The sequence below is a fragment of the Halomonas sp. 3A7M genome, from assembly GCF_014897875.1.
GTDB lineage: Bacteria > Pseudomonadota > Gammaproteobacteria > Pseudomonadales > Halomonadaceae > Vreelandella.
This window is the reverse complement of the sequence record NZ_JABUZD010000051.1, coordinates 33844-48870: the sequence shown is the minus strand read 5'-3', so window position 1 is coordinate 48870 and position 15027 is coordinate 33844. Positions and strand designations below refer to the sequence as shown.

General features: G+C 53.1%; 18 protein-coding genes and 1 pseudogene. 7 read left to right on the top strand and 12 right to left on the bottom strand.

What is annotated here, in order from left to right; translation table 11 throughout:
• Positions 1–182 precede the first annotated feature (182 nt).
• A complete protein-coding gene (locus INT19_RS04390) occupies positions 183–1151 on the top strand; it encodes a zinc-binding metallopeptidase family protein (RefSeq protein WP_193059861.1) in 969 nt (322 codons plus the stop codon).
• Between the two features lie 65 nt (positions 1152–1216).
• On the opposite strand, the gene INT19_RS04385 is transcribed toward INT19_RS04390, so the two are convergent.
• The gene (locus INT19_RS04385) at positions 1217–2110 is read right to left on the bottom strand and encodes a dihydrodipicolinate synthase family protein (RefSeq protein ID WP_193059860.1); all 894 of its coding nucleotides are present in this window, start codon (positions 2108–2110) and stop codon (positions 1217–1219) included.
• A gap of 162 nt (positions 2111–2272) precedes the next feature.
• Between INT19_RS04385 and INT19_RS04380 the strand changes: the two genes are divergently transcribed.
• Positions 2273–3103 (top strand): helix-turn-helix domain-containing protein, encoded by an 831-nt coding sequence (locus tag INT19_RS04380; protein ID WP_193059859.1) that lies wholly within the window; start codon positions 2273–2275, stop codon positions 3101–3103.
• Between the two features lie 42 nt (positions 3104–3145).
• Positions 3146–3780, top strand: a pseudogene (locus INT19_RS04375) (LysE family translocator).
• 51 nt (positions 3781–3831) lie between these two features.
• Here the strand turns inward: INT19_RS04375 and INT19_RS04370 are convergent.
• The 5 genes from INT19_RS04370 to INT19_RS04350 form a co-directional block, all read right to left on the bottom strand.
• Positions 3832–4068: a helix-hairpin-helix domain-containing protein gene (locus INT19_RS04370; protein WP_193059858.1), complete on the bottom strand. Its 237-nt coding sequence runs from the start codon at positions 4066–4068 to the stop codon at positions 3832–3834.
• Positions 4069–4110: 42 nt separating this feature from the next.
• Positions 4111–4470, bottom strand: coding sequence for a VOC family protein (locus INT19_RS04365; protein WP_193059857.1), 360 nt, complete (start codon positions 4468–4470; stop codon positions 4111–4113).
• A 69-nt stretch (positions 4471–4539) separates the two neighbouring features.
• Positions 4540–5004 (bottom strand): YpsA SLOG family protein, encoded by a 465-nt coding sequence (locus tag INT19_RS04360; protein ID WP_193059856.1) that lies wholly within the window; start codon positions 5002–5004, stop codon positions 4540–4542.
• A 72-nt stretch (positions 5005–5076) separates the two neighbouring features.
• Positions 5077–5397, bottom strand: a complete 321-nt coding sequence (locus INT19_RS04355; RefSeq protein WP_193059855.1) for a hypothetical protein — start codon at positions 5395–5397, stop codon at positions 5077–5079.
• A gap of 110 nt (positions 5398–5507) precedes the next feature.
• Positions 5508–6248, bottom strand: coding sequence for an ArsR/SmtB family transcription factor (locus INT19_RS04350; protein ID WP_193059854.1), 741 nt, complete (start codon positions 6246–6248; stop codon positions 5508–5510).
• 75 nt (positions 6249–6323) lie between these two features.
• Here INT19_RS04350 and INT19_RS04345 point away from each other — a divergent pair, with 75 nt between their 5' ends.
• Together INT19_RS04345 and INT19_RS04340 are read left to right on the top strand one after the other, a co-directional pair.
• Positions 6324–6674 (top strand): NIPSNAP family protein, encoded by a 351-nt coding sequence (locus INT19_RS04345; protein WP_089039456.1) that lies wholly within the window; start codon positions 6324–6326, stop codon positions 6672–6674.
• Positions 6675–6734: 60 nt separating this feature from the next.
• A complete protein-coding gene (locus INT19_RS04340) occupies positions 6735–7082 on the top strand; it encodes an antibiotic biosynthesis monooxygenase family protein (protein WP_193059853.1) in 348 nt (115 codons plus the stop codon).
• 173 nt (positions 7083–7255) lie between these two features.
• Here the strand turns inward: INT19_RS04340 and INT19_RS04335 are convergent, their stop codons facing one another.
• The 3 genes from INT19_RS04335 to trpB form a co-directional block, all read right to left on the bottom strand.
• A complete protein-coding gene (locus INT19_RS04335) occupies positions 7256–7876 on the bottom strand; it encodes a LysE family translocator (RefSeq protein WP_193059852.1) in 621 nt (206 codons plus the stop codon).
• A gap of 156 nt (positions 7877–8032) precedes the next feature.
• Entirely contained in the window at positions 8033–8872 is an 840-nt protein-coding gene (gene trpA, locus INT19_RS04330) for a tryptophan synthase subunit alpha (protein WP_193059851.1), read from the bottom strand.
• A 20-nt stretch (positions 8873–8892) separates the two neighbouring features.
• Positions 8893–10098, bottom strand: a complete 1206-nt coding sequence (gene trpB, locus INT19_RS04325) for a tryptophan synthase subunit beta (protein ID WP_193059850.1) — start codon at positions 10096–10098, stop codon at positions 8893–8895.
• Between the two features lie 142 nt (positions 10099–10240).
• Here trpB and INT19_RS04320 point away from each other — a divergent pair, with 142 nt between their 5' ends.
• Positions 10241–11143 (top strand): LysR family transcriptional regulator, encoded by a 903-nt coding sequence (locus INT19_RS04320; RefSeq protein ID WP_193059849.1) that lies wholly within the window; start codon positions 10241–10243, stop codon positions 11141–11143.
• A gap of 13 nt (positions 11144–11156) precedes the next feature.
• On the opposite strand, the gene INT19_RS04315 is transcribed toward INT19_RS04320, so the two are convergent.
• On the bottom strand, positions 11157–12062 hold the full coding sequence (locus INT19_RS04315) for a LysR family transcriptional regulator (RefSeq protein WP_089039462.1): 906 nt from the start codon (positions 12060–12062) through the stop codon (positions 11157–11159).
• Between the two features lie 119 nt (positions 12063–12181).
• Here INT19_RS04315 and INT19_RS04310 point away from each other — a divergent pair, with 119 nt between their 5' ends.
• A complete protein-coding gene (locus tag INT19_RS04310) occupies positions 12182–12952 on the top strand; it encodes an NAD(P)H-dependent oxidoreductase (RefSeq protein WP_193059848.1) in 771 nt (256 codons plus the stop codon).
• Between the two features lie 127 nt (positions 12953–13079).
• Here the strand turns inward: INT19_RS04310 and INT19_RS04305 are convergent, their stop codons facing one another.
• Positions 13080–13682 carry a glutathione S-transferase N-terminal domain-containing protein gene (locus INT19_RS04305; RefSeq protein ID WP_193059847.1) on the bottom strand — a complete coding sequence of 201 codons (603 nt, stop codon included), beginning with the start codon at positions 13680–13682 and terminating at the stop codon, positions 13080–13082.
• Positions 13682–14902 carry a YbfB/YjiJ family MFS transporter gene (locus tag INT19_RS04300; RefSeq protein ID WP_193059846.1) on the bottom strand — a complete coding sequence of 407 codons (1221 nt, stop codon included), beginning with the start codon at positions 14900–14902 and terminating at the stop codon, positions 13682–13684. The genes INT19_RS04305 and INT19_RS04300 overlap by 1 nt, the downstream gene beginning before the upstream one ends.
• Positions 14903–15027: the final 125 nt, after the last annotated feature.

Genomic DNA, 15027 nt, shown 5'->3' with positions numbered 1-15027 from the left:
AATTACGGAAAAAGTAACTCGATAACTTTTGCATAACCACTTAAACCACATAAAATTGCTAAGCTTTTTTGACTCGCATCCCCACCTGCCATCAATGTGAAAACTGATAAAAACGTCACTATTGGCTTATCGAGGCATTGGCTCCTAGACTGAAGTCTCGTTTCTTTTGAGATACCCGACCTATGCGTGTGTTTTCTAATCCGGTCGGTGCCGGTTCACTCTGGTTTGATAATTTGGTGACTGCAGACGGTGTGCCTGTGGCTTACGACCCGCAAGCACGTGCCTTTCTGCCGATGCCGCCCTTCTGCGCCAACCGTGAAGTCATTGGCTGCAACTGGATTGCGCCTAAGCAAGGTGAATTCTGCCGTGCCTGCGCGATGACAGCCCTAGCACCCGATCCTTCCATTTCAGATGCCATGCCCAACTGGGCGCAAACGGAGGCTGCTAAACGCTGGGTAATCGACAACCTTGGCCGTTGGAACTGGTTTCGCCCGGAAGACCCTGGCGCGCCACCGGTGTTTCATATGCTTGCCGAAGGGGGAACGCCGGTGCCCATGGGGCATGTGGGCGGTGTGGTTACCATCAGTGTCGCAGAAGCTGATGCGGTGATACGCACAACTCGCAAAGAGGCATTGGCAGAGCCTTACCGCACGATGATTGGCCATATGCGCCATGAAATCGCCCATATGCTGTGGTGGCGGCTGAGCTTACGGGATGACTTTCTTGATGCGTTTCGTGAGATGTTTGGCGATGAGCGCGAGGATTATCCAGCAGCGTTGCAGCACTATTATCACAATGGCCCGCCTGCGGATTGGCGGCAGCGGTTTCTGTCTACCTATGCGTCCTCCCACCCTCATGAGGATTGGGCGGAAACCACCTCGCACCTGCTGCACCTAACCGATATCACCGATAGTTTTGTGTCGGCGGGCATGACCTCGCCGGCCTTGCCCAACACCTATGGTTGGGATGCTTACGCCGAACCGGATGCTGAGCGCTTGATTCACATCGCGGCATCATTAGTCGCCGGGGTTAATCATGTAAACCGCTCGATGGGGCTTTCGGATCTTTATCCGTTTGTGCTTTCCGACCCGGCGATGCGCAAGCTAGCCTTCGTGCATAATTGGCTACGTCGCGGCGCTCAAGGGCTTTAATTCGCATCTGCAACAGGCCCTGGGGAAGCCAGCGCTTTAGCCAGGGCCTGCCATCGATAAACGCGTTAGCTTAGTTGCAAAGCGTCAATCGCCGCCGCCACCCTTTTCCGCGCATCGCCTTGCAGCGTTTGTAGCGGCTGGGGCAAACAGGGTTGGCTTACTGTTCCGGTAAGTTCTGCAATGGTAGCAACTACCCGCAGGCTGCCGCCGAAGTCACGGTAGAGCGCCCATAACGGTTCAAGTGCAGCGGAAAGCGCGTTGGCGTCTTTTGCGTCTCCTGCTTGGGCGGCACGGGTTAGCGCCAGCGCAGTTTCAGGGTATAGCCCACCAATCACCGAGTACCAAGCATCGCAGCCAGCAAGCATGCCCGTGGCGGCCGCTGGGTCGCCGCTAATGCCGATGGTTACGTCGCTGGGAATTAACCCACGCAGCCGTGCCACGCGCTCCTGTGCGGCGGCTATATCATTCTGCACTGGGGGAATTTTAATCGAGCGAACCTGGGGCAGTTGGGCGATGCGACCATGCAGTTCATCACTGAATTCAAAGTGCGTAGTGCCTGGGTTGTCATAGACACATAGCGGCACACTCAGCGAACGACAAACCGTTTCGAAAAGACCAAATACCTCATCCTCGGTCAGCTTTTGATAAGACACTGGCGCCAACAGCACGCCACTAGCGCCTGCTTGCTGGGCGCTTTCTGCATTGGCCAGTACATCACGGGTGCGGAGCGAACCTATGCCCACCACCACTGGCACGCTGGCGGCATGCTCAACGCACAGCTTGGCTACGCGGGCGCGTTCTTCACTATTTAAATAAGCGTAGCTGCCCGTCGACCCCAGCACGCCGATAGAATCCACCCGCGCCTCCACCAAGCGTTCCACTAAACGAACAAACTCATGCTCATGTATGCCCTGCTCGTTCATGGGAGTTAGCGGAAATGCGCTCAGGCCGGTGAACATGGTGAATGATCCTTTTGCGATGACAGATAAGGGGCTATTAACATACGTGATGCTGCATGATGAGGCTAGAGAGTCTCTCAAGGTTAGTTAGCAATTATGTACAAGCAATTGATACCCAGGAGCGCATAAGCTAGGTGGTGTGACTTATCAGGAGGGTTTGGCATGGCGAATACAAGCCGGTTTCAATTCATCAAAAGCCAGCATGTGCCAACACTAACGGTGCTTCAGGCGGAAATTGAAGATTTCAGCTATGACCGCCATGCCCATGAGGAGTTTGCCTTCGGCGTAACGCTGTCTGGGCGTCAGGATTTTTTTAGCGGTGGGCAGTTCCATAAAAGCCCGCCGGGCAATGTGATTCTGTTCAACCCTGAGGAGGTTCACGATGGCCAACCAGGCGGTGAGCATGCATTGGACTATCTGATGGTTTATGCCCATCCAGAACAGGTCAAGCCGCTGTTCGCTGATACGCTTGGGCGCGAACATGCCACGGATTTTCGTTCCAACCAAACACTGATTCAGGATGTGCAACTGCGCCACGCCATCTTGGAACTGGCGCGCTTGGTCACCTCCCAAGCAGGTAGCTGCATGGATCAGGAAAATGCGCTTTATCGGGTTATCGAGAGAACCGTTCAGCTCGGCGGCATTTCACAATCCAACCCAATCACAAGTCGACCTGATGCTCTGCTGGGTCTGGCTAAGGAGTATATCCACGCCCACTTGGAAAGCGATATGTCGCTGGATGATATTTGCCAGGCAGCGCATTTATCCAAGTACCATTTCTTGCGCCTGTTTCGCCAGCACTACGGCATTACCCCCCATCAGTACGTGATTAATTGCCGAATCAATGCGGCCCGTACTGCACTAGACGCCGGTGCCCCACTTAACGAAGTGGCACTACGCTTTGGCTTTGCCGATCTTAGCCATTTTAATCGGCGCTTTAAGCGCATTTATGGCATGACACCCCACCAATACCAACGCGATATCGCGCGTTAACTGCCAGTTTTAGAACCGCCATTAAACAAACGAGGCATCACCATGCTAGGAATCGTCGCCTATGCCCTGGGCGCTATGTATACGCCTGGGCCTGTGAATCTGCTGGGCTTAAACGTTGGCATCAATGGCCAAGCCAAAAAATCGCTAGGTTTTTGTCTGGGGGTAGGCACCGCGATGTTTACTTACCTATTACTATTGGGCTGGGCAGGGGCGCCGCTTGGATCGACGATGAAGCACTGATCGTCGTGAGTTCGTTGGGGTGTAGCTATATTGTTTATCTCGCAATAAAAATTGCCCGCTCAAGCGCTGATTTAAGTAGCGACTTAAACACCCAGTTAAACAACCATGGCCACACCCCACATCTGCTGCGTTTTCGCGATGGGCTGGTGATGCAACTGCTTAACCCAAAAGCCATTATTGCCACCCTCCCCCTTGCTACACTGCAATTTCCTGCGGCGGGTATTGAGGGGCTTAGCTTAGTGGTTTGGGCATTCGGATTGGCAATATTAGCCGCTGGCGCACCCGGCAGTTATGTCTTGATGGGCAGTTTGGTTGGCCAGCGTATTCAAAGCGCAGGGATCATTAAGAGCTTCAACTGGGTAATGGCGGGGCTACTGGTCGCCGTGGCGTTATCGATTGGCTATGAGCATGTTTGGCTGCCGCTTATTGCTAGCTAGCCTGATGACACAATAGGCTAGCCATTGGTTGCTCGCTATATTTGCGGTGTGTCACACACCCTCTTGCGCTCTGGCAATAGCAGCAGAAATGGCTGCCTTTGCCTGCGGGCTGTTTTTCCAGCAGGTGGTGTGCAGCATGGCGGCTACCATTTGTGCTATTTCATCAACTTGGCGGGCGGCCAGCTCCGTAAATGAGTCGATACCAACCTCTTCAAAACGCTTGAGGACGGTAGGGCCAACGCCTTTGGCACTCAAAAGCGCATCTCTTTCTGCATCAGAAAAGGCCACTCATGTACTCCTCTTTAACAAGACCTCTGGGGCGTTCGCGTTTTAAGTGCGCGCCTCTGACCAAACCGCAAACTCATTGCCACTGGGTTCTAGGAAGTGAAATCGAAAGCCGCCTGGGAATTCGAAAATAGGCTGAATAACGTCACCGCCGCTTTGCGCTACCTTATCGAGCGTTGCGTTAATATCGGCGCTGTAGAAAACCAGCAGTGCGCCGCCATTAGCGGTTCGGCTGCAAGCATCTGAATGATAAAAGCCGCCATCTAACCCCTGGTTGGAAAACGCGCTGTATTCAGGGCCGTAGTCGACGAATTCCCAGCCGAATACCGTCGTGAAAAACGTTTTTGTCGCCGCTAAATCTTTCGCTGCAAACTCGACGTAATTAAGCTTTTCATGCAGGTGCATAGGTTGCTCCTTTACGTTACCGAATTCAGGTTATGAGCACGCTTAGATGCCACTCAGTGACAGCTTAGCCTAACGTGACTGCTTAATAACCAGCTCAATCGCTTGTTTAACGTACGCGTACATTACCGAGCAAGTGCTGGCGCGGGGGCCTGCAACATTAAGTGCCGTAATGTGTCGGTCGTGCACAAAGTCGGCCAGCAACATCGCCGCGTGCAGCGGGTCTATCAGCTCAATATCAATCAGCTTGTAGGGCTTTGATTGCTGAATACAGAACAGAACCGTGGCTTCTGTTCCCCCGTGAAGATAAGACGCATAAAAGATAGCGGTGCCATCTGCATCTTGTACATTTTTCTTGGTACGTTGACGATACCCTCCGCCAATTTCTTCAAGGCTGTAGGCGCTGCTAATCGGTCCATCTTCAGCCATTCTGCCAACGGGACAACATCCGCCTATGGGGAAACCCAGTGCTAATGCGGCATCCAGTGCCGCTCGGTCAGCGCCGGTTTGGCCGCCGCTTATAATTTTGGAAAGCATAAATTAGCCACGTGTCTCTCATTGAGCGGCAAACGCATTGCCACGCGGTGTTGTAAGTGGACGTTGTAAAACCTACTGCCCGAAGCCTATCCCCAAGCTCAGTGCTTGAAGACCATCGAACTCAACGCTAACGTCGTCTGAAAACACTGGGTGCCCTTGCACTACCATGTTCACTGCTGCCTGAGAACCGCGGTAAGTAACGGTCACTGTCAGTTCTGCAGCAGTGTTAATCAGTGCAAACAGGCCATACTCAACGTTATCAACACTCACCGAGGGCAGACCGCGATCATCCAATTGCTGCTGCACTTCTTGTTTTACGGCGACACCGTAATAGATATAGATGCCCACGTAGCCAATTGCCAGTAGTACGATCAGTGAAAAGAGCTTCCCCATTACTTCCCCCCAGTGCGACGAAATCCTTATGGTTGCCGCCTTCGGCCAGCAATCACGAGCGCTGATAATGCCTGCGGTAGTAAGTAGCTACAAGCACTGAAAAATGAACATTATTTACAAACAAGCGAGAAGGATTCTAATGGTGAGGTGTCGGGAGTGGATGGCATGTTGTTCACTGCGAACATTGCCCGCAGCGACGCTTCCCCTTTGGCACTGAAAACGATAACGCGGGAGTCTTCCTCCCGTTTCGCCCAGCCAAGCACCTGAATTCGCGCAAGCAGCGCCGCCCCGAGCGCGCCGGCAAGATGATTCCTACGCTCGCTCCAATCCAAACACGCTCGACAAAATGATCGCTTCGAAGAAGCCAGCGCGTCTGCATCAATGCCATGTTTCTGGAACCACAGCCGTCCCTGGTTAGTCAGCTGTAGTCCGCCTGGAAGCTGCTGAAGGATATCTGTCTCAAGCATCTGTTCGTACACAAAAACCCCCAGCTCCCCTGCAAGGTGGTCGTAACACACTCGCGCCTTGCGCAGCGCGGGGTCGCGCGGGCCGATGGACAGATGCTTATCGTCGCCTCGGAAAGCGAGGCCCATCAGCGACTCCAAAAGTTCAGCAACATGTGGCCCCGCCAGCCTAAAATAGCGGTGCCGCCCCTGCTTTTCGACCGCGAGTAGTCCTTCCTCTCGCAGCTTTCCGAGGTGGAAGCTCATGGTTTGCTTAGTCACACCGGCCATATTTGCCAGTTCAGTCGCCGTTAGCGCGCGATCAGACATTAAGGCACAGAGCGCTTCCGCCCGAGCGTTATCTCCGATCAGTGCGGCAACGCGCACAATGTTAGGGGCTTCATTCATGGTTCGATCTTAGTCGAACCATTTGGGTGCGGCAATTAGGTATCGTCTCCGTTGCCTTTCAACGGAGATAATCAGATGAGCATTACCTGCATCATTCGCTACGAGATCGACCCTTTCCAGCGCGACGCTTTCAAGCAATACGCGGAAAACTGGGGAAAAATCATCCCCTGGTGTGGCGGCCATCTTATTGGCTACTTCCTGCCTTTAGAGGGCACCAACAATATCGCCTGGGGCCTCATTGCCTTCGATAGCCTGGCTTCCTATGAGGCCTATCGCGCTCGGCTGAGATCTGATGAAGGAGGACACGCGAACTTCACAATGGCCCAAGAGCAACGATTCATCCTCAAAGAGGAGCGCAGCTTTGTAGAAGTGGTAGACGGCACCTTGGGCATTGAGGCTGTCGATGTAATGAACGTATCGACGTAACGACGCTGTGAACATAAAGAATCTGTGAATATAAGAACTTATGAATACAAGAAATCTGCCATGATCGCTGTGATATTCGAAGTGCTTCCACATACTGACCGTTATCAAGACTACTTGGATACTGCCAGCGCATTACGCCAAGATTTGGAAGCTATCGACGGCTTTCTATCGATTGAGCGCTTCGAGAGTCTGACGCAACCCGGCAAAGTGCTGTCGCTGTCTTTTTGGCGGGATGAAGATGCCGTGAAGCAGTGGCGTTCGCTTGAATCTCACCGAGCGGCTCAGAAAGCTGGTCGACAAGATATCTTTGCCGACTACCGGCTGCGTGTCGCTTCCATCATCCGAGATTACGGAATGAACGACCGGCTCGAGGCACCTGAGGATTCGCGTCACGCGCACCACTCGTAGAACGATTGAGGTCGGCGGGCAACCCAATATGCGCCACACCGACCTCAAAATATTTAGCCAACTGACTGGATGCCAGCGAAGATGCGAAAGGTGATCTCGCCCGTTTTCATTCACGCCTCATAGCAGTCAGCAAAGGAATCTAGCGTATTTAAACAGCGAGTCTTAACGCTTACTCACCCTTTTTTAGCTAGCAATAGCCCTACCCCGGCGCTGGCTAACAGGCCCGCACAGCCGCGGTTAAATAAGCGCCGCATGGCTGGTCGAGAAAACCACTGGCTCAAGAAGCTACCTGCATAGGCGTAACCAGCAATCGCTACCCATTCCAATAGTAAAAACAGCACACCTAGCACCAAAAACTGCAGACCTACATTGCCGCTAGGTTCCACGAACTGCGGTAGGAAAGCGGTAAAAATCAGAATGGCTTTGGGGTTACCAGCAGCAAGCAAGAACTCTTGTCGCGCCAGCTCAAATAGGCTCATACGTTGGGTTTCAGCGCTATCACTTGCGGTAGTGTCGGCGCCCCATAGCTGATATGCCAGCCATAACAAATAGAGGCCACCAACCACCTTAATGACTAGGAAGATCTTTTCAGAGGTGTAAAGCAGCGTCGCCAAGCCAGTCGCTGCCAGCGTAATCATGCCGACGAATGCTATTAGCCGCCCAATACCCGCTAAACAAGCTGTTCGAACGCCATAGCGTTTAGCATTGGTTAATGAAAGCAGGTTATTAGGGCCAGGCGCCATATTCAGGGCGAAGCAGGCAGGGATAAAAAACAGCAGTGTTGTCAGGTTCATAAAAGCCCGTTCCTATTAGCTCGCGTGAGCTTCCACTCATTATTTCACCATCGATCCAGCTAGATTAACCTTTAATTAGGATTTTGCTCAACGTTAAAAAAGAGCAGGCGCGTTGGCCTGCTCTCTTAATGTTTCGTTCTTTTTACGCTGCTTGTATCAACAAACTTGTGACTCACTCACCTTCCTGCACATCCTGACGCTTTCTGCCAGCTCACTGACTAAGCCATGCACTCGCTCAACGGCTTCATCAGGCGTGCTGGCATGTTCGATGCAGTCAACAAGCGCGGAGCCAACCACCACCGCATCGCTGAAGCGTCCAATGGTAGCGGCTTGCTCGGCGGTGCGTATTCCAAAGCCAACGGCAATGGGTAATTCGGTATATTCGCGGAGCTGAGCGACCGACGCCTCTAACCGTTGTGGTGTTGGCGCACTACCGCCAGTAACCCCCGCCACCGATACGTAGTAGATAAACCCAGAGGTGTTGCTGAGTACTTTGGGCAACCGTTTAGCATCGGTGGTCGGGGTGGCTAAGCGGATAAAATCAATGCCGTGCTGAGCTGCTGGCTGGCAGAGTTCTTCATCATGCTCAGGGGGTAAATCCACCACAATCAGCCCATCGACCCCAGCGCTGGCGGCCTCCGTTAGAAAGCGCTCAACGCCATAGCAGTAAATCGGGTTGTAGTAGCCCATCAGTACGATCGGCGTGGTGCTATTCTGTTCGCGGAAACGGCGCACCATGTCCAAGGTTTTAACCTGGGTTTGGCCACCTTCAAGGGCACGCAGCGCGGCTTTTTGAATCGCGGGACCATCGGCCATAGGGTCACTGAACGGCATGCCGAGTTCGATGATATCCACCCCTGCTTCTGGCAACCCATGTAGCAGACGGCGTGAAGTCTCCGCGTCTGGATCACCTGCGGTGAGGTAGCTAACCAGCGCTGGGCGGTTCTGCTGCTTGAGCGCGGCAAAGCAGTCTTTAAGACGAGTGGGGGTATTCATAACAGTCTCCTGGTTCGCGCTCATTGGAATTTCTCACCTAGATGATGGGCGACGCTCATCATGTCTTTGTCGCCACGACCGCTAAGGTTGACCACCATTAAGTGCTCACGGGGAAGCCGGGGCGCACGCTTAGCCACTTCCGCCAAGGCGTGGGCAGTTTCCAGGGCGGGAATAATACCTTCCTGACGGCAGCAGATCTGGAAGGCTTCCAACGCTTCATCGTCTGTGGCGGAAACGTACTCAACCCGTCCCTGCTCGTGGAGCCATGCATGCTCTGGGCCGATACCGGGATAATCCAGCCCTGCGGAAATCGAGTGGGCATCAATAATCTGGCCATCTTCGTTTTGCAGCAGGTAGGTGCGGTTACCATGCAGTACGCCAGGCGTCCCGCCGTTCAAGCTGGCGGCATGCAGGCCGCTTTTAACACCTTTGCCGCCCGCTTCTACGCCAATCATCTGCACATCTGGGTCGTTTAAGAACGGATGGAACAGCCCCATCGCGTTTGATCCGCCACCAATACAGGCCACCAGCGAATCCGGCAGACGCCCCTGCTTTTCGAGCATTTGACTGCGGGTTTCATGACCAATCACCGCTTGGAAGTCGCGCACCATTTCAGGGTACGGGTGCGGCCCAGCCACGGTTCCAATAATGTAGAAGGTGTCGTCAACATTGGTCACCCAATCGCGCAGCGCTTCGTTCATGGCATCTTTGAGTGTGCCGGTGCCGGAGGTGACGGGAATCACCTCAGCCCCCAGTAGTTTCATGCGGAACACGTTAGGCTGCTGGCGTTCGATGTCGGTTGAGCCCATATAGATGACACAAGGCAGACCAAAACGCGCTGCTACCGTGGCGGTGGCCACTCCGTGCATACCGGCACCGGTTTCAGCAATGATGCGCTTTTTGCCCATCTGCTTGGCTAGCAGTACCTGGCCAATGCAGTTGTTAATCTTGTGCGCGCCGGTGTGGTTAAGCTCTTCGCGCTTGAGGTAAATACTCGCCCCACCGAAGTGTTCGGTCAGTCGTTCAGCGAAATAAAGCGGGCTTGGCCGCCCGACGTAATCCCCTTGAAAGTAGGCTAACTGGCGCTGGAATTCGGGGTCATTTTTAGCAGCAGCGTACTCATCTTGCAGCTCTAAAATGAGCGGCATGAGTGTTTCAGCGACAAAGCGGCCGCCGAAGCTGCCAAACAGTCCGTTGGCATCGGGCAGGTTCACGAATTGGTTCATCACGACCTCTGAGTGCGGTTTGGGAAGCGGTTTTGATTGCAATGAAAGTAGCGCAAGCGCACGAAGATAAAAATCGATAAGATGTCACCAATAGGTGAGTTTTAATCAACTATTAAAACAGAACATCATTATGGGATCAGCAATGCAGAACAGCATGCCGCCGCTTAGCGCCCTGCGCGCCTTTGAAGCCACAGCCCGATTGGGTAGCGTAACTGCTGCTGCCGATGAGCTAAGCGTTACCCATGGCGCGGTTAGCCGCCAACTTAAAAGCCTGGATGAGCATTTTGGTGTAGCGCTATTTGCAAAAGCAGGGCGTGGACTGGTGCTGACTCACCATGGTGAGCAACTGCAAAGCGGCGTGGGAGAGGCATTTAGCAAACTGCGCAATAGTTGCGCAGCACTCAAGCGTGATGTGGAAGAAGCGCCCTTTACCCTGGCCTGCCCCGGCAGCCTGCTAGCACGTTGGCTAATTCCCCGCCTGGATCGCCTGAACCAAGAGCTGCCGCAACTGAAGCTAAAAGTCGTGGTAAGTGACAGCGAACTGCCCAGCCAACAGGTAGATACCAGCGCTACCCTGGCATTTATTGAACCGCCCTGGCCCGCGGATGTGGAGGTTATCGAGCTACTTCCCGAGCAGATTTGCCCAGTAGCAAGCCCACTACTAGCAGCACACATCGACCCAACCAAGCCAGAATCGTTATTTACCAACAAGCTGTTAGTGACCGCTTCACGTCCCCAGGCGTGGCCACAGTGGGCGAGTGCCAAAGGGCTGGAGCAACGTGCATTGGAGGATGCCCTTCAACAGGGCCAAAGGTTTGCCCATCTTTATTATCTGATTGAAGCAGCAGTGGCAGGCTTAGGCGTAGCAATAGCACCCAAACTACTGGTGGAAGACGATTTACGCAGCGGGCGGCTTGTGGCTCCTTGGGGAAGTATCGAAACACCCGCCCGCCTCTGCCTATGGCTGCCGAAACAAGCCAACAGCCGCCGCAGCGAGCCACTGGCAGAGTGGCTTAAGCGGGAGTTGGAGGCTGGACGCTGCTAGTCTGGCTACTCCTTTAGCGCTTGTTTGCACAAAGTATGTGGGCTATTTGTTCACGCACCCAACGATGTGCACTGTGACCATGATTACGCTCATGCCACACCATACCGACTTTGAATCCCAGTGATTTAATGGGGGATTCAACAATTTTAAGGTCGGAACGTTGGGCGACTAAACGCCGTGGCACCAGTGCCACAAGAGGCGAGTGAGCAACAATTTCAGGGATGAACAGGAATGAAGCGGTCGATAGCACAACGTTGCGCTTATAGCCCAATGTATGTAAGACCTGATCCACTGGAGTGAAGAAATTGTCTCCACTGAGCGACACAATCACATGCTCAAGTTGGACATAATCTTCAATTGTCATTTCATCACTGAGTCGCGGGTGGTTCTCGCAGCCAACCAACACATAGGTTTCGTCGTACAGGGGTCTTGATCGTAAAGTCTGTGGTGCTTCTTCTGGCGTCATAAGTGCAAGGTCCACTTCACCACACGCCATCAGGGCTTCCAACCGAGGTGGTTCCAGATTACGTATTGCGATCCTGACGCCGGGTGCCTCTCGCCTTAACTCGTTCATGATCGACAAACCAACAACCGTTTGCAGATAGTCGGTACATGCAATCGTGATGGTCAGCTTTGCTTGAGCAGGCTCAAAGTGCTGGTGCGTTGTTAGCGTCTCTCGCACCTGATCTAGTGCAAAACGCAATGGGGAAAGTAACTCCAACGCTTTGGCGGTAGGCATCATTCCACGATGAGCAGGAATCAGCAGCGGATCATTGAACATATCCCTAAGGCGACTCAACTGAGCGCTGACAGCAGGCTGGCTCAGATTCAGCCGCGCGGCCGCTCTGGTGACATTTTGCTCTTCAAGCAAAGCCTCTAATGTCACCAACAAATTCAGATCAAGTCTTTTGGTATCCATGCTTACGATAGTAAGTCATAAAACTATTAATTTCACTGATACCTCAATCTTGCGCACACTGCCTACTGTATCCACTTAGAGTGATAGTCACTCGCTAACTCGCCTGTAGGAGCAGTAAAGTGTCCAAGACCATATTGGTGGTATATGCCCACCCCGAGCCCACATCACTAACTCGCCTGTTCGTTACCGAAACGGTACGAATACTGGAACAACAAGGCCATGTCGTGCTGCAATCAGACCTATATGGCATGGGTTGGAAAGCGACTTTTGATGAGCTGGATTTCCCCAACCGTATAAACCAAGACCGGCTAGATTTTATCCAAGAGTCGCAGCACGCTTATACCAATCACCAACAGACGTTGGATGTTGCCGCAGAGCAAAACAAGCTGCTTGCCGCCGATGCAGTCATATTTCATTTCCCTCTTTGGTGGTTTGGTATGCCCGCCATTCTCAAAGGCTGGATAGATCGAGTGTATGCCTACGGATTCGCTTACGGATACAAAGGCGAAGGTAACCGGTATCGCTACGGGGACGGTATTCTCAAAGGCAAACGAGCCCTACTTTCAGTAATGGTGGGGGGACCAGAGGAGGACTATTCGCCTCGTGGCATTAATGGACCCTTGGAGGAGTTGTTATTTCCCATCACCCACGGCGCTCTCTTTTTTCCCGGCTTGGATGTATTGCCCACTCATGCCGTGTATGGCAGTGGCAAGCTTTCAAAAGCTAACGTAGAGAAAGAACTCGCCACTTGGCACCTTCGCCTCAATCATCTCTTTAATGAATCACCTATTCCCTTCCGGCGCCAAAATAGTGGAGAGTATCAATTTAACATCCTCGCCGATCATATCGCCGCTGGAAAAAAGGGGCTGACCATTCACATCGACAATTAGCCGAGCGGTAGAAATCAAGACCATAAATACAAGGACGCTTAACTATATAGCATTACTAACACATGTAACTTTGGAGTCGAGGGGGAAGGCGCAACACATCATGGCCTCCCCCTTCCTGACTCTCTCACTACACAAATGCAGTCTGCTGAAAACTATCCCTGGCAATTACTGCGGCATGCCATGCTTTAAGCTGTGGGTACGCTTCCTTCCAGTGCACTTCTGGCAACCTGAAGGCCACGTACTCTAGCGCAACAGCGCAGGCGATTTCACCAAGCGTAATCGACGGCGCCAGCTGAGTTTCGTGGAGTTCACTGTCCAGTTGTTCCACTATTCGTTGCATGGCTCGCTGGCGCCTTCGCCCAAGCTCACTGTGATCAATCTCAGCGCCATAGTGCTTTCTGGCGATAACAGTCGTAAACGCAACATCCATCAGATTCTGACCAAGCCCGGCCAGATGCAGTACATTCGCTAATCGAGCTTGGGGAATCATGGGCGAGCTAGCACTGACGCTATCAAGATAAACAGCAATCAACATCGACTCGCTAAGTGTCGTGCCTTCGTCAGTCACTAGCGCTGGAATTCGCCCGGCGGGATTAACCTCTAGCAGCGCTTTGTCATCTGCCCAAGGGTCGCACCAGCGCAATGTAACGTCATCCACCAGATCCTTCTCAAGTAAGATGATCCGCGCTAGGCGCGCATAGGGTGACGTTGCGTTAAGAAAAAGCTGCATTATGGCCTCCGGTTCTTATTGGAGTGAGGAACAGTAGAGAGAGGGGCGTGACGCTGCTGCTGGCCTCGGCTAAGCAACACCAGTACAAAGCCGCCTACCAACACCAGGCTGCTAATCGCAAATAGCGGTGAATAAGTGCCCCAGGCTACATAGAGCGCCGACATCGCGTAGCCAGCAAACGCTTGAGCCGCAGCGAAAGCGGCAGTCGCTTGTCCCCAGAGCTTTTTGTGGGCGGTAGGGCCGACTAATTCAGCCAGTCGTCCAGACGTCAGCGCAACAATACCTGGGATCATCGCACCTACCACAAACGAGGAAACTGACTGACTAAGCAATGCGAGTGAAAATACTGGCAGGGACACAGCGGCAGCCTTGGCTAAAAAAGCGAGGGTTAAACCATGGTGCCAGCCCACTTTTCGCGCCAACGTTCCTACTACCAGTGGCCCGCACACAGCGCCCAAGCCGAAAATGCCCCACTGTAGAGAAGCCGCTTGATGCCCTAAGGCATTTTCTCTGGCGAGATAATCCACCCAAAATACGGTATGTGGAACAAACCCGACGGCGTCCAGGGCATACGCCCCGATCACCAGTAGCACAGCGGCATTTATTCCTGCATACCTGGTCTGGCTTGTTGACTTTTCCTGACTAGCCACCGGCGGTGAGGAGAGCTGAGTAACGCCCCAGTCACATACCAGAGCAGCAGCAATACAGAGCAGACCCAGCGTTCCCCAGGTAACCGTTAGGCTTAGCTCCAGAAGCACTGGCACCACCGATGCTGAAAGCAGTGCACCGAAGCCAATGCCAGTGAATACCAGGGCACCGACACTAGTCCGCCTTTCCGGAGGTGTAGTCGACAGAGCCAACGATGGGCCAACCACCATGAGAATGGCGCCAGCAATACCTGAGACTAATCGCCAAAAGAAAAACCAGCTAAAACTGCCCGCCCCCGCACAGAGGAAAAAGCTCAGTGCGATCGCTACGAAACTTGCCCCCATCACCGCGCGGACAGAAAAACGCTCACTCAGAGCGTGAGCAGACAGCGCACCAATAAAGTAACCGAGAAGATTAGCAGCCCCTAGATAAGCTCCTTGGCTGGCACTGAACCACCCTTCTTGAATCAGTGCCGGTAATAGCGGTGTGTAGGCAAAACGGGCGATGCCTATTCCTGCCAAGGTGGCCATCACGCCGGTCATCAGAGCAGGCAAGTCTTTGCTATTGATCATGTCGTATCCTTACTAAATCGCTGTGCGGCAAGATTGGCAACAGGCGTATTTACCAGTAGCTTACCCACACCAACAATTCTTTAGAAACGATTTATAATGATAGCCTCTATCTTTTTTTGAGATAG